2 protein-coding genes and 1 pseudogene are annotated in these 15594 nt (G+C 73.4%); all 3 read right to left on the minus strand.

The window, feature by feature from the left end:
• Positions 1–2 precede the first annotated feature (2 nt).
• Positions 3–5297 (minus strand): annotated as a pseudogene (locus QP939_RS05265) (SDR family NAD(P)-dependent oxidoreductase); the annotation flags it as partial.
• A 28-nt stretch (positions 5298–5325) separates the two neighbouring features.
• On the minus strand, positions 5326–10734 hold the full coding sequence (locus tag QP939_RS05270) for a type I polyketide synthase (protein ID WP_434219670.1): 5409 nt from the start codon (positions 10732–10734) through the stop codon (positions 5326–5328).
• A gap of 175 nt (positions 10735–10909) precedes the next feature.
• Positions 10910–15592: a type I polyketide synthase gene (locus tag QP939_RS05275; RefSeq protein ID WP_285455407.1), complete on the minus strand. Its 4683-nt coding sequence runs from the start codon at positions 15590–15592 to the stop codon at positions 10910–10912.
• Positions 15593–15594: the final 2 nt, after the last annotated feature.

A 15594-nucleotide genomic window follows, 5' to 3' on the forward strand; every position in this document is an offset into this window, starting at 1 on the left:
TCCTAGCTGTCCAGCTCGGTGTCGAGCAGGTCGAAAAGTTCTTCCGCGGTCGCCGACTCCAGTTCGTCCGGCGTGCTGCCGGAGAACCGGGCGGCGAGGGCCCGCAGCCGGGCGGCGGCGCGCTGGGCCTCTTCGGCGTCGACGGCCTTGAGGAGGCCTTCGACGCCGTCCAGCGCGGCGCGCAGCGCGCCCCCGGCTTCGGCCTCGGCGCTGGGCAGCGCGGTGTCGAGGAACTTCGCCAGCGCGGCCGGGTTCGGGTAGTCGAAGATCAGCGTCGCGGGCAGCCGCAGGCCGGTGGCCGCGTCGAGCTGGTTGCGCAGCTCCACCGCGGTGAGGGAGTCGAAGCCGAGGTCGAGGAAGCCGCGTTCGGCACCGACGTCGGCCGGGCCGCTGTGCCCGAGCGCGAGCGCGGCCTGCGTCCGGACGAGGTCCAGCAGCGCCTTCGCCCGCTCGTCCCCGGCCAACCCGGCCAGCCGCCCGAGGACCGAGGCGGCACTTTCACGTGAAAGTGCCGGGTCCTTGCGGGGGGTGCGGATCAGGCCGCGCAGCAACGGCGGGACGCCGTCGCCCGCCTTCGCGCGCAGAGTCGGCAAGTCCAGGTGCATCGGGACCAGCAGCGGGCGTTCGCTGCTCAGAGCCGTGTCCAGGAGCGACAGGCCGTCCTCTATGGACAGTGGGAGGACGCCGTTGCGGTTGATCCGGCCGCGGTCGGCGTCGCCGAGGGTGCTCGTCATGCCGCCGCCCGTGTGCTCCCACGAACCCCAGGCCAGCGAAATCGCGGGTTGGCCCTGGGCTCGGCGGTGCTGGGCCAGTGCGTCGACGTACGCGTTGGCGGCCGCGTAATTGGCCTGGCCCGGGCTGCCCAGGACACCCGAAGCCGAGGAGAACAGCACGAACGCGCCGACGTCTCCGGCCAGGTCGTGCAGGTTGCGGACCGCGTCGACCTTGGCCGACAGGACCTGGTGCAGCGACTCGGGCGTCAGGCTGGTCACCAGGCCGTCGTCCAGGACTCCGGCGGTGTGCACGATCGCGGCGAACTCGTGTGCCGTCATCAGCTTCTCGACGGCGGCGCGGTCGGCGACGTCGCAGGCGACGATCTCGACCTCGGCCTCGAGAGCCAGCAGCTCTTCGGCCCCCGGCGCGTCCGGGCCGCGGCGCGAGGCCAGGACCAGGTGCTTCACGCCGTGGTCGACCAGGTGGCGGGCGACGATCGAGCCCAGGCCGCCGGTGCCGCCGGTGATCAGGACCGGGCCATCGGTCGGCCATGAGTCCACTTCGGACGCTTCCGCCTTCGCCAGCCGCGGCGCCAGTGTCCGCGACCCGCGCACGGCGAGCTGCGGTTCGTCCGCGGCGAACGCGGGGGCGGCGCCGTCGGTGTCGAGGAGGACGAACCGGCCGGGGTGCTCGGACTGCGCCGACCGCACCAGCCCCCACACCGTCGCGTGCGCCAGGTCCGGAACGTCCTCGCCCGCCGAAGTCGCCACCGCGCCGCTGGTGACGAACACCAGCTGAGCGTCGACGAGCCGGGCGTCGGCCAGCCACGCCTGGACGAGGTGCAGCGCCTGTTCGGCGGCGGCGTGCGGGTCGTCCGCCGGAAGCGAGGTGAAGACCATGCTCGGCGCGGGCAGCTCGGCCAGCTCGGCGAGCAGGGCGGGCAGGTTGGCGAACGAGCCGAGGTCCGCGAACGCGCACGCGGGGTCGTCGTCCGAGGTGGCGAGGGCGACGCGGCCGCGCGGGAAGGACGTGCTCTGGACCGGAACCCAGTCGACGGTGAACAGCGTGTTCTTGGCGCGGGGCCCGGCGAGGAGTTCGGGCGAAAGCGGCCGCGAGACCAGGGATTCCGCCGAGGCGACCGGGTTGCCCTCGCTGTCGGCGACCTCGACGCGGAGGCCGCGGGTGCCGGTCGCGCCCAGCCGGACGCGCAGCGTGTCGGCGCCGCCGCGGTGCAGCCGGACGCCGGTCCAGGAGAACGGCAGGCCCGCGTCGGCGGCTTCGGCGAGCAGCCCGGGGATGCCGACGGCGGGGTGCAGGGCCGCGTCCAGCAGGGCCGGGTGCACGCCGAAGCCGTCGGGCCGGACGTGCTCGGGCAGCGACACCTCGGCGAAGATCTCGTCGTCCCCGCGCCACACGGCCCGGACCCCACGGAACGCCGGGCCGTAGGTGAGGCCGCTGTCGGCGATGCGGTCGTAGAGCCCGTCGAGCGAGACCGGCTCGGCTCCCGCGGGCGGCCATTCGGTCAGCGGTTGCGGAGCTTCGCCCGCGTCGGTGCCGAGGAAGCCGCTCGCGTGCGCGGTCCAGTCGTCCTCGCCGTCCGGGCGGGAGTCGAGGCGGAGGGCGCGACGGCCGTCTTCCCCAGGCGGGCCGACGTACAGCCGGATCGCCACCGCACCCTGCTCCGGCACCACCAGCGGCGCCGCCAGCGTGAGTTCCGCGAGGCCGTCACCGTCGCCGATGTGCAGGGCCAGGTCGATGTACGCGGTCGCGGGCAGGATCACCGTGCCCAGGACGACGTGGTCGGCGAGCCACGGGTGGCTGTGCGGGGACAGCCGTCCGGTGGCGACGAACGCGCCATCGGGCAGGGTCAGCGTCGCGCCGAGCAGCGGGTGGGTGCCCACGCCCTGGCCGAACGCGACGGCGTCGCCGCCGGTCTCGCCCGGGGTGAGCCAGAAGTGCTTGTGCTGGAACGGGTACGTCGGCAGGTCGACGAGCCGGGCGCCGGGGAAGTCCCAGGCGACGGGCGTCCCGGTGACGTGCAGCCGGGCGAGCGCGTTCCGCACGGCCCGCGGCTCGTCGAGGTTCTTGCGCAGCAGCGGGATCGCGCCCTCGACCAACGCGGACAGGGCGCCGTCCGGGCCGAGTTCGACGAACGTGCGGACCCCGGCTTCGCGCAGGCTGGCGACGCCGTCGGCGAACCGGACGGCCTCGCGCACGTGCCGCACCCAGTACTCCGGCTCGGTGAGGTCGGCCTCGCCGCCGGTGAGCGTCGAGACGACCGGGATCGCGGGCTCGGCGAAGGTGAGCCCCTCGACGACCGCGCGGAACTCGTCGAGCATCGGCGCCATCAGCGGCGAGTGGAAGGCGTGCGACACGGGCAGCCGCTTCGTCTTGCGGTCGGCGAAGTGCGCGGCGATCGCGGTCACCGCGGCCTCGGCGCCGGAGACGACCACGGCCTGCGGGCCGTTGACCGCGGCGATCGAGACGTCCTCGGTGAGCAGCGGCGTCACCTCGGCCTCGGTGGCCTGCAGCGCGATCATCGCGCCACCCTCGGGCAGGGCCTGCATCAGGCGGCCGCGGGCGGTGACGAGCCGGGCGGCGTCGGCCAGGGACAGCACCCCGGCGACGTGGGCCGCGGCGATCTCGCCGATCGAGTGCCCGGCGACGAAGTCCGGCTCGATCCCGGCCGACGCGGCCAGCCGGAACAGCGCGACCTCGATGGCGAAGAGCGCGGGCTGGGTGTTGCCGGTCCGGTTGAGGGCGTCGGCGTCGTCGCCCCAGATCACGTCGCGCAAGCCGGGGTCCAGCTCGGCGAGCACGGCGTCGAACGCCGCGGCGAACACCTCGGACGTCCCGTACAGCTCGCGGCCCATGCCGAGCCGCTGCGCGCCCTGCCCGGAGAAGAGGAAGGCGACCTTGCCGTCCACAATGGACCCGGTGACGACGTCGGCGTCCGGTTCTCCGGCGGCGAGCGCGGCCAGCGCGCGTTCGGGATCCCCGACCACGACGGCCCGGTGCTCGTGCCCCGCCCGGCTGCGGGCGAGGGAGAACCCGACGTCGACGAGCCGCGCCCCGCTGCGCACGACATCAAGCACCCGGGCAGCCTGCGCCCGCAGGGCTTCCGGAGTCCGCCCGGACAACGGCAGCGGCACCGGCCCCGCCCCCGCTCGTGAGTGGATAACAGTGTTAGAACACTGTTTTTCACTCACGACGGCCGGGGCCTGCTCGAGGATCACGTGGGCGTTGGTGCCGCTGATGCCGAACGACGACACCGCCGCGCGACGCGGGCGGTCCGACTCCGGCCAAGGGCGGGCTTCGGTCAGGAGGGAGACCGCGCCGGACGTCCAGTCGACGTGCGGGGTCGGTTCGTCGGCGTGCAACGTCGGCGGCAGCAGGTCGTGGCGCAGGGCCAGGACCATCTTGATCACCCCGGCGACGCCGGCCGCGGCCTGCGTGTGGCCGACGTTCGACTTCACCGAGCCCAGGTACAGCGGCTCGGTGCGGCCGCGGCCGTAGGTGGCCAGCAGGGCGTCGGCCTCGATCGGGTCGCCCAGCGACGTGCCGGTGCCGTGCGCCTCGACGACGTCGACGTCCGAAGTGGACAGTCCGGCCGCGGTCAGGGCCTGCCGGATCACGCGCTGCTGGGACGGGCCGTTGGGCGCGGTGATGCCGTTGGACGCGCCGTCGGAGTTCACCGCGGAGCCGCGGACGACGGCGAGCACCGGGTGCCCGAGCCGCTGCGCGTCGGACAGGCGTTCCACCAGCAGCATCCCGGCGCCCTCGGCGATGCCGAAGCCGTCGGCGGCCGCGGAGAACGGCTTGCAGCGGCCGTCGCGGGACAGCCCGCCCTGCTTGCTGAACTCGGCGAACAGGTCGGTGGTGCAGACGACGGTCGCGCCGCCGGCCAGCGCCAGCGAGCACTCGCCGCTCCGCAGGGCCTGGGCGGCAAGGTGCAGCGTGACCAGCGAAGACGAGCACGCCGTGTCGACCGTGACGGACGGGCCTTCGAGGCCGAGCGTGTAGGAGATCCGGCCGGAGACGACGCTGGCGGCCGACCCGGTGGACAGGTAGCCCTCGCCCTCGGGGGCCTGCAGCAGCAGGTTGCCGTAGTCCTGGCCGTTGGTGCCCGCGAACACGCCGACGCGCTCGCCGCGCAGGGACGCCGGGTCGATCCCGGCGCGCTCGACGGCCTCCCACGACGTCTCGAGCAGCACGCGCTGCTGCGGGTCCATGGTCAGCGCCTCGCGCGGGGAGACGCCGAAGAAGTCCGCGTCGAAGTCCCCGGCGGCGTCGAGGAAGGCGCCGCTGCGGACGTAGCTGGTGCCGGGACGGCTCAGCTCCGGGTCGTAGAGCGCGGCCAGGTCCCAGCCGCGGTCGCCCGGCACCTCGGCGACCGTGTCGACGCCGTTCTCGAGCAGGGCCCAGAACTTCTCCGGGGTGTCCGCGCCGCCGGGGAACCGGCAGCCCATGCCGACGATCGCGATCGGCTCGGTGGCCCGCCGCTCGGCCTCGGCCAGCCGCGCCTGGGTGTCGTCCAGCTCGGCGACCGCCCGCTTGAGGTAGCGGCGGAGCTTCTCTTCGTTGTCCATGCGTAGTCCCTCTTCGAAGACGTCAGGCCGTGCCGAAGCGGTCGCCCAGCAGGTCGAGCAGGTCGTCGTCGGTGGCCGCTTCCAGCGGCGCCGCGGTGACGCCGCGGACCTCGTCCCACCGCGGGCGCAGGGCCTGGACGCGGCTGGTGATGCGGGCGAGCGCGGTCTCGTCGGGGACGAGCGCGGCCAGCGAGTCCGGGGTGAGCGCGGCGAGCGCGGCTTCCAGGCGGTCCAGCTCGGCGAGCAGCGGGACGGCGGCCGGTGCTTCCGGCTCCCCCAGCTCCCCGGCCAGGAACCCGGCGACGGCCCGCGGGTTCGGGTAGTCGAAGACCAGCGCGGCGGGCAGCTGCAGCCCGGTCGCGGCGGTCAGCCGGTTGCGCAGCTCCAGCGCGGTCAGCGAGTCGATGCCCAGCGCGCCGAACGCCCGGTCCGCGCCGACCGCGGCGGGCCCGGCGTGGCCGAGCACCGACGCGGCCGTCGTGCGCACGAGGTCGAGCAGCCGCTTCTCGCGGTCCTCAGTGGACAGTGCGGCGAGTTCGGCGCGGAAGCGGGCGGAGTCGACGGTCCGCGGCTCGTTCCCCCGCGCCGGGGCGGGCACCAGGCCGGACAGGATCGCCGGGAGCGCCCCCGCCTTCGCGTCGGCCCGCAGCCGGGCGCGGTCGAACGGCACCGGGACCAGCGCCGTCTCGCCCGACGCGCAGGCCGCGTCGAACAACGCGGTGCCGTGCTCGGCGGTCATCGGGACGAGCCCGCCGCCTTCCAGGCGTTGCAGCTGCGCGTCGCCGAGGGCCCCGGCCATACCGCTGCGCTCCTCCCACAGCCCCCAGGCCAGCGCCGTCGCGGGCAGGCCCTGGGCGACGCGGTGGGCGGCGAAGGCGTCGAGGAACAGGTTCGCCGCGGCGTACGGGCCCTGGCCCGCGCCGCCGAAGGTCCCGGCGAACGACGAGAACAGGACGAACGCCGCGAGGTCGGCCTCGGCGGTCAGCTCGTGGAGATTCAGCGCCATGTCGACCTTGGGGGCGAAGACCCGTTCGACCTGGCCCGGGGTGAGGTCCGGGAGGAGGCCGTCGTCGAACACGCCGGCGGAGTGCACGACGGCGGTCAGCGGGTGCTCGGCCGGGATCTCGGCGAGCACCGCGGAAAGCGCGTCGCGGTCGGCGCCGTCGCAGGCCCGCACCTGGGCGTCGGCCCCCAGCTCGGCGAGCTCGGCGACGAGGTCGGCGGCGCCCGGGGTGTCCGCGCCGCGGCGGCCGAGCAGCAGCAGGCGGCGGACGCCGTGCGTGGCCGCGAGGTGCTTGGCGACCAGCGAGCCGACGCCCTTGAGGCCGCCGGTGACGAGCACCGTCCCCCTGTCCCACTTCGGCGTTTCCCCTTGCTGGTGCGGGGAAATCCGGGTCAGCCGCGGCACGGACGCGTGACCCCGGCGGAGCGCGAACTGGTTCTCCCCGGCCAGGAGCGTGCCGGCCAGGGCCGCGGTCGACTCGGCGGTGCCGTCGGTGTCGGCCAGCACGAACCGCTCGGGGTACTCGGCCTGCGCCGAGCGCAGCAGCCCCCACACCGGGACGTGCGCGAGGTCGATGTCGTCCTGGTCGCCGACGCGGACCGCGCCGGAGGTGACCACGACCAGGCGCGAGTGCCGCAGGTTCGGCTCGGCGAGCCAGTCCTGGGCGGTCTTCAGCATCGTGGTGGTGGCGGCGCGCGCCTGCTCGGCCAGGTTCGCCGACGGCTTCGGCGGCAGCGTCAGGAAGACGTACTCGGGCGCCGGTCCCGCGGCGAGCGCCGCGATGTCGGCGTACCGCTCGGCGTCGACTGCGTCGCCGAGCTTCAGTTCGTCGGCGCCGAGCAGGGCGAACGTCGCGGACGTCGTCGGGTGCGCGATCTCCGGGTGGTCCACCCAGTCGACCCGCAGCGGCGGTTCGACCGGCGCGACGTCGTCGCCGACCGGACGCATGACGAGCGACCGGACGGCCGCGACCTCGGCGCCGGTTTCGTCGCTCACCAGCACGGAAAGCGCGTCGGGCCCGGCCGCGCGGATGCGGGCGCGCAGCGTGGTCCCGGCGGGGCGGCGCAGGCTGACGCCGCTCCAGCTGAACGGGCCACGGCCCTGTCCCGGGTCACCCAGCACGCCGAACCACGCGCCTTGGAGCGCGCCGTCGAGCAGCGCCGGGTGCAGCACGTACGAGCCCGCCTCGCGGTGCAGGTCCCCCGGCAGGGCCAGCTCGGTGAACACGTCGTCGCCGCGGCGCCAGGCCGCGTTGACGCACTGGAAGGCCGGGCCCGCGTGGACGCCGACGTCGGCCATCCGCTCGTAGAAGTCTTCGAGGGACAGGGGTTCCGCGTCGCGCGGCGGCCAGACCGCGAGTTCGGCGTCGCCCCCTTCGGGGACGGCCGGGGCGAGCAGGCCGGTCGCGTTGACCACCCACTCGTCGTCGTCCTCGGCGCGGGAAGCGAGGGTGAACGCGCGGTCGTGCACGGTGACCTGGACGGTGACCGCGCCGGTCGGCGGCAGGACCAGCGGCGCCTGGTGGGTCAGCTCCTCGACGCGCGGGAAGCCGAGCCGCTCGCCGGTGTGCGCGGCCATCTCCAGCATCGCCGACCCGGCCAGCACCGCGGTGCCGCCGAGGGCGTGGTCGGCCAGCCACGGCTGAGCCGCGAGGGAAAGGCGTCCGGACAGGTAGACGGCACCGGTGTCGGAGGCATGCAGGACCGCGCCGAGCAGGCCGTGCTCGGCCGGGCGGAGGCCGAGCGTGGCGACGTCCCGGGTGCCCGGCCGCGGCTCCAGCCAGTACCGCTGGTGCTGGAAGGCGTAGGTGGGCAGGGGAACCCTTTTCGCGCCTGCGAACAGCGGCGCCCAGTCGACGTGGCCGTGGGTGACGTGCAGTTCGGCCAGCGCGGTCCGGAACCGCTTCTGCGCGGTGTCGCGGCGCAGCGTCGACAGCACAGGGATGCCTCGGGCCGCCTCCTCCAGGGGCCCACCCAGCACCGGATGCGGACTCACCTCGAGAACATGCGTGAAGCCGCGCTCAAGAGCGGCCACGACGGTCGGGAAGAACTTGACCTGGCTGCGCAGATTCTCCAGCCAGTACTCGCCGGTCAGCGTCGCGGTGTCGATCGCTTCGCCGGACACGGTCGAGAAGAACGGAATGTTCGTGCTCTCCGGCGAGACCGGCTCCAGGTCTTCGAGGATCACGTCGGCCAGCTGCCCCACCTGCGGGTGGTGCGAGGCATACGAGACATCGATGCGCCGGTAGCTCTCGCAGCGCTCGGCGAGTTCGTCCAAAGCGGACACGTCGCCGGACACGATCACCTGCGAAGGGCCGTTCACCGCCGCGATCGCCAGCTTGTCCCCGATCAGTTCCGCGGCTTCCTCAGCCGAGACCCGGATCGACGCCATCCCGCCAAGGCCTTCCAGCGCCCGCAACGCCTTCGCGCGCAACGCCACCACGCGAGCACCGTCCTGCAACGAGAGCGCACCCGACACCGTGGCAGCGGCGATCTCACCTTGGGAGTGGCCCACCACCCCGGCGGGCTCGACACCGTACGAACGCCACAACGCGGCCAGCGAGACCATGACCGCCCACAGCAGCGGCTGCACGACGTCGACCTGGCCCAGTGCTTCCTCGTCGGCCAGCTTGTCGAACACCGACCAGCCCACGAACTCCGACAGGGCCGCGTCGCACTCCCGCAGCCGACGGGCGAACACCGGTTCCAGCACGGCGAGTTCGAGTCCCATGTGGACCCACTGCGAGCCCTGGCCGGGGAAGACCATCAACACGCGGCTCGGCCCGCCGGACCCCGAACCGGTCAGCGGCAGGTCGGCCAGCCCGGCGAGCAGCTCGTCGCGGTCGGCGGCCACGACGGCGCCGCGGTGCGCGAACGCCGTGCGGCCCAGCAGCGAGAACCCAAGGTCCGCGAGCGGCAGCTCCGGATGCGCCAGCACGTGCTCGCGCAGCCGGGCGGCCTGGTCACGCAAAGCCTCCGGCGTACGCCCCGAGAGCACCACCGGCACCGCAGCGGGTCGTGAGTGGATAACAGTGTTAGAACACTGTTTTTCACTCACGACCGCCGGGGCCTGCTCCAGGATCACGTGCGCGTTCGTGCCGCTGATCCCGAACGACGACACCCCGGCCCGCCGCGGCCCGTCCGACTCCCACGGACGCGACTCCTGCAGCAGCTCGACGCCGCCGCCGTCCCACTCGATCTTCGACGACGGCGTCTCGGCGTGCAGCGTCTTCGGCATCACCCCGGCGCGGAGGGCCTGCACCATCTTGATCACCCCGCCGACGCCCGCGGCGGCGGCCGAGTGGCCGATGTTGGACTTCAGCGATCCCAGCCACAGCGGCCGTTCGGGGGTGCGGTCCTTGCCGTAGACGGCGATCAGCGCGTCGGCCTCGATCGGGTCGCCCAGCGCGGTGCCGGTGCCGTGCGCCTCCACGACGTCGACGTCGGCGGGCGACAGCCGCGCGTCCTGCAGCGCGGCCAGGATCACCCGCTGCTGCGACGGGCCGTTCGGGGCGCTCAGGCCGCTGCTCGCGCCGTCCTGGTTGGTGGCCGTGCCGCGCACGACGGCCAGGACCTCGTGGCCGTGGCGGCGGGCGTCGGACAGGCGCTCCAGCACCACGACGCCGACTCCCTCGGACGCGCCGAAGCCGTCGGCGCCGTCGCCGAACGCCTTGCAGCGGCCGTCGGGGGCGAGGGCGCGCTGCTGGCTGATCTCGATCTGGCCCTGCGGGGTCGACATGATCGTGACGCCGCCCGCGAGCGCGAGCGTGCACTCGCCGTTGCGCAGCGCGCGGCCCGCGAGGTGCAGGGAGACCAGCGACGAGGAGCAGGCCGTGTCGACGGTGACCGCCGGGCCTTCGAGGCCGAACGTGTAGGCCACCCGGCCGGAGAGGACGCTGGCCGCGCTGCCGGTGAACAGGTAGCCCTCGTACTCCTCGGAGATGCCGCGGGCGGCCGCGGTGTAGTCGTCGGACCAGCCGCCGATGAACACGCCGGTGCGGCTGCCGCGCAGCGCGCGCGGGTCGATGCCCGCGTGCTCGATCGCCTCCCACGAGACCTCGAGGAGCTGCCGCTGCTGCGGGTCCATGACGACGGCCTCGCGCGGCGAGATCCCAAAGAACTCGGCGTCGAAGCGGTCGGCGCCGGCCAGGTAGCCGCCGTGGCGGACGTAGGTCTTGCCGGGCTTGGCCGGCCGCGGGTCGAAGATCGCGTCGTGGTCCCAGCCGCGGTCCGTGGGGAACCCGGAGATGGCGTCGACCTCGTCGGCGACGAGCCGCCAGAGCTGGTCCGGGCCGTGCACGCCACCTGGGTAGCGGCAGCCCATGCCGACGACGGCGATCGGATCGTGGTCCTCGAGCTCCCGGACGCGCTGCCGGGTCTGCTTCAGATCCGCCGTGACGAGCTTGAGGTATTCCCGGAGCTTCTCCACGTTCGCCATTCAGCCACGACCTCATTCAGCGGGGATGAGCGCGGTTTTCCCACCGCGAATTCCCTTTTCACGCTATGGACCGGCCGCGGCGGCGACAACCCCTACCGTTCCCCTAGACACCCCTGCGCCCCCGCCGAGCTGGGGAAGCTCGCCGGGGGCGCAGGGGTGGGGAGGGTCAGGCGCCGAGGCCGTTGTCGATGAACTCGAACAGTTCCTCGTCGGTGCCGAAATCGAATTCCTCGGTGGCGGAAATCGATTCGTCGGCCCATTTCGCGAGGAAGGAGCCCAGGCCGACCTTGAGCTGGGCCTTGGTGATGCCGTCCGGGGCCGACGCGGCGAAGACCCGGCCGAGCTCGTCCAGCTGGGCCAGCACGGATGCGGCCGTGGTGGTGTCTTCGGGCGCGAGCCGTCCGGTGAGGTACCGGGCGAGGACGGCGGGAGTCGGGTAGTCGAAGGTGAGCGCCGTCGGCAGCCGCAGCCCGGTGAGGGCGTTCAGCCGGTTCCGCGTTTCGACCGCGGTGAGCGAGTCGAACCCCAGCTCGGTGAAGCCGCGGTCGGGGTCGATCGCCGACGCCGACGCGTGCCCGAGCACCGCGGCCGCCTGGGTGCGGACCACGTCCAGCACCAGGGCCTCCCGCTCGGCGGCCGGGGCGGCCGCGAGCTGCTGCCGCAGGGCCGCTCCGGCGTCGGCCGCGGCGACGACCGGCGCGGCCGCCACGGGCCGGACGGCTTCGGGCAGCTGGTCGAGCAGGGGCCGCGGGCCGTGCCGCTCGACCAGCCGCGGCCAGTCGACGTCGGCGACCCCGACGGCGACGTCCCGGTGGTCCAGGGCCACGCCGAGCGCGGCGACGCCGGTCGGCGCGGCCATCGGAGCGACGCCTTCCTTGCCGAGCCGGTCGGCGATGGCGTCGTCCGCGGCGAGGCCGGAGCCGCCCCACGCGCCCCAGGCCACCGACGTGGCCGGGAGCCCGGCCGCGCGGCGTTGTTCGGCGAGGGCGTCGAGGTAGGCGTTGGCGGCGGCGTAGTTGGCCTGCCCGGCGTTGCCGATGACGCTGGCGAAGGACGAGAACAGCACGAACGCGTCGAGGCCGTCGGTGAGTTCGTGCAGGTTGCGGGCGGCGTCGACCTTGGGCCGCAGGACCGTGGCGAACCGTTCCGGGGTCAGCGAGTCCAGTGCCCCGTCGTCGAGGACGCCGGCAGCGTGGAAGACGGCGCTGAGCGGTCCGACGGTCATGAGAAGTTCGCGCAGGGCGTCGCGGTCGGCGGCGTCGCAGGCCACGACGGTGACCTCGGCACCCCAGGTCCGCAGCTCGTCCGCCAGTTCGGCAGCACCCTCGGCGGCCTCACCGCGGCGGCTGGTGAGCACGACGTGCCCGGCCCCGTTTCCGGCGAGCCAGCGGGCGACGTGCGCGCCCAGCGCCCCGGTGCCCCCGGTGACCAGGACGGTCCCGCGCGGCCGGTATTCGCTTCCGGCGGCACCGCCGACCGGACTGTGGACCAGCCGCCGACCGAAGAGTTCGCCGTCGCGGACCGCGACCTCGGTTTCGGTACCGGACAGCGCCGCGACCAGCAGGTCCGGGTCAGTGTCGGCCGGGAGGTCGACGAGGCCACCCCAGCGGTGCGGGGCCTCGATGCCGACCACCCGGCCGAACCCCCAGAGCTGAGCCTGCACCGGGTCGACGTCGCCCGGGTCGCGGGTCGGCGAGACCGCGCCGCGGGTGAGGCACCACAGGCGGGCCGGGGATTCGACGTCGCCCATGGCCTGGGTCAGGTGCAGCGTCTCGACCAGGCCGAGCTGCGAAAGGACGCCGGTGTACGGCGCGCCGGAGAGGAGTTCGGCGAACGCGGCCCGGTCGGTGGCGGCGGGCTCGACGTGGACGATCTCGGCGCCCCGGCCGTCGAGCGCCGGTGCCTCGGCCCCGGCCGGGGTGAGGACCAGCCAGCGTCCGGTGAGCCGCGGCGCGGCCGGGCGGGGCACCGGGGTCCAGGCGACCCGGTAGCGGAGGGCGTCCTGGGTGGCCCGCTCCTCGCGGCGGCGCTGCCAGTCGGACAGCGCCGGGAGGACGGTGCCGAGGGCGTCGCGTTGCTCGTCCTTGACGCCGAGGGTCTTGGCGACGGCGTCGACGTCGTCCTCGCGGACCGCGTTCCAGAAGACGGCGTCGGCGGCCCCGGTGTTTTCGGGGGCGTCGAGCCAGTAGCGCTGGTGCTGGAAGGCGTAGGTGGGCAGCGGAACCCGTTTCGCGCCCTCGAACAGCGGTGCCCAGTCGACGTGTCCGCCGCGGACGTGCAGCTCCGCGAGCGCGGTCCGGAACCGCTCTTGACCACCATCACGACGGAGGGTCGCGAGCACAGGAAGCCCCTGAGCCGCCTCCTCGAGAGGCGCGCCCAGCACCGGATGCGGGCTCACCTCGAGAACATGCGTGAAGCCTTCCGCGAGCGCCGCCACCACAGTCGGGAAGAACTTGACCTGGCTGCGGAGGTTCTCCAGCCAGTAGTCCCCCGTGAGGGTGGCCGTATCCACCGCCTCCCCGGACACCGTCGAGAAGAACGGAATCTCCGTGCTCTCCGGCGAGACCGGCTTGAGGTCTTCGAGAATCACATCAGCCAGCTGCCCCACCTGCGGGTGGTGCGAGGCATACGAAACATCAATGCGCCGGTAGCTCTCACACTTCTCGGCCAGCTCGTCCAAAGCGGACACATCACCGGACACGATCACCTGCGCCGGACCATTCACCGCCGCAATCGCCAGCTTCTCCCCGATCAACTCCGCGGCTTCCTCAGCCGAGACCCGGATCGAAGCCATCCCGCCAAGCCCTTCCAGGGCCCGAAGCGCCTTCGCACGCAACGCGACAACCCGAGCACCGTCCTGCAACGACAACGCGCCCGAAACGGTTGCCGCAGCGATTTCGCCTTGGGAGTGACCCACCACCCCGGCAGGCTCAACCCCATACGAACGCCACAAGGCCGCGAGCGACACCATGACCGCCCACAACAGCGGCTGCACCACATCGACCTGACCAAGCGCGGACTCATCGGCCAGCTTGTCGAACAACGACCAATCCACGAACTCGGCCAAGGCCGCATCACATTCGCGCAGCCGCTCGGCGAAGACCGGCTCGCATTCCGCCAGCTCCAGTCCCATGCGAACCCACTGCGAGCCCTGTCCCGGGAAGACCATCAGCACCCGGCTCGGCCCGGAGCCCGAGCCGACCAAAGGCAGGTTCTCCAGCCCGGCGAGCAACTCGTCCCGGTCCGCGGCGACCACGGCCCCGCGGTGCGCGAACGCCGCCCGTCCAGTGGCCAGCGAGAAGCCGAGGTCTCCCAGCGAGAATTCCGGATGCGCCAAGACATGCGCCCGCAACCGCGCAGCCTGGTCCCGCAGAGCCTCCGGCGTCCGCCCGGACAACACCACCGGCACCGCAGCGGGTCGTGAGTGGATAACAGTGTTAGAACACTGTTTTTCACTCACGACCGCCGCCGGGGCCTGCTCGAGGATCACGTGCGCGTTGGTCCCACTGATCCCGAACGACGACACCCCCGCCCGGCGCGGGCCGTCGGCATCCCACGGGCGGGACTCCTGCAGCAGCTCCACACCACCGCCGTCCCACTCGATCTTCGACGACGGCGTCGACGCGTGCAGCGTCCGAGGCATGATCCCGGCCCGCAGCGCCTCGACCACCTTGATCACCCCGCCGACACCAGCCGCCGCCTGCGCGTGCCCGATGTTCGACTTCAGCGAACCCAGCCACAAAGGACGGTCCGCGGGGCGATCAGCCCCGTAAGCAGCCTGGAGCGCCTGGACTTCGATCGGGTCACCGAGAGCGGTCCCGGTACCGTGCGCCTCCACGAGGTCGACGTCGGTCGCCGACAGCCGCGCGTTGCGGAGAGCCGCCTGGATCACGCGCTGCTGCGAAGGCCCGTTGGGCGCCGTGAGGCCGTTGGACGCGCCGTCCTGGTTGACGGCCGTCCCCCGGATGACCGCGAGCACCTGGTGCCCGTTCCGCACAGCGTCCGAAAGCCGTTCCAGCAGCAGGAAACCGATGCCCTCGGCGGCGCCGAAGCCGTCGGCGTCGTCGGAGAACGCCTTGCACCGGCCGTCCGGGGCCAGGGCGCGCTGCCTGCCGAGGCTGGTGAACGTCGCCGGGGTGCACATGACCGTGACCCCGCCCGCCAGCGCCAGCGAACAGTCCTGGTTCCGCAGCGACCGGACCGCCAGGTCGATCGCGACCAGCGACGACGAACACGCCGTGTCGACCGATATCGTCGGCCCCTCGAGGCCGAGGGTGTAGGCGATGCGGCCGGTGGCGGTGCTGGCCATGTTGCCGTTGTCGAGGTAGCCCTCGAGGTCGGCGGGCACGGCGCTCAGCCGCGTCGAGTAGTCGCTCTGCAGCACGCCCGCGAAGACGCCCGTCAGGCTGCCTTTGAGCGAGCCGGGGTCGATCCCGGCGTCTTCGAGTGTTTCCCAGGCGACTTCGAGGAGCTGCCGCTGTTGCGGGTCCATGGCGAGGGCTTCGCGCGGGGAGATGCCGAAGAACTCGGCGTCGAAGTCGGTGGAGCCACGCAGGAATCCGCCCGACCGCACGTAGGTCTTGCCGGCCGCGTCGGGGTCCGGGTCGTACAGCGCGTCGACGTCCCAGCCGCGGTCGGCGGGGAACTCGCCGATCACGTCCGCGCCGTCGGTGACCAGCCGCCACAGGTCCGCGGCCGACGTCACCCCGCCGGGGAAGCGGCAGCCCGTGCCGACGATCGCCACCGGCTCGTGGGCGGCGTCCTCGACCTCCACCAGGCGACGGCGGGCGCGCCGCAGCTCGGTGGTCATCCACTTCAGTTCCTTGAGGAGCTTCTCGTCGTTCGGCATGG

It is taken from the genome of Amycolatopsis nalaikhensis (assembly GCF_030264295.1).
Lineage (GTDB): Bacteria > Actinomycetota > Actinomycetes > Mycobacteriales > Pseudonocardiaceae > Amycolatopsis > Amycolatopsis nalaikhensis.

Bases quoted from the DNA above. Each gene is read 5' to 3' on its own strand.
- QP939_RS05275 (WP_285455407.1), bottom strand. From the start codon at position 15,592: ATGCCGAACGACGAGAAGCTCCTCAAGGAACTGAAGTGGATGACCACC.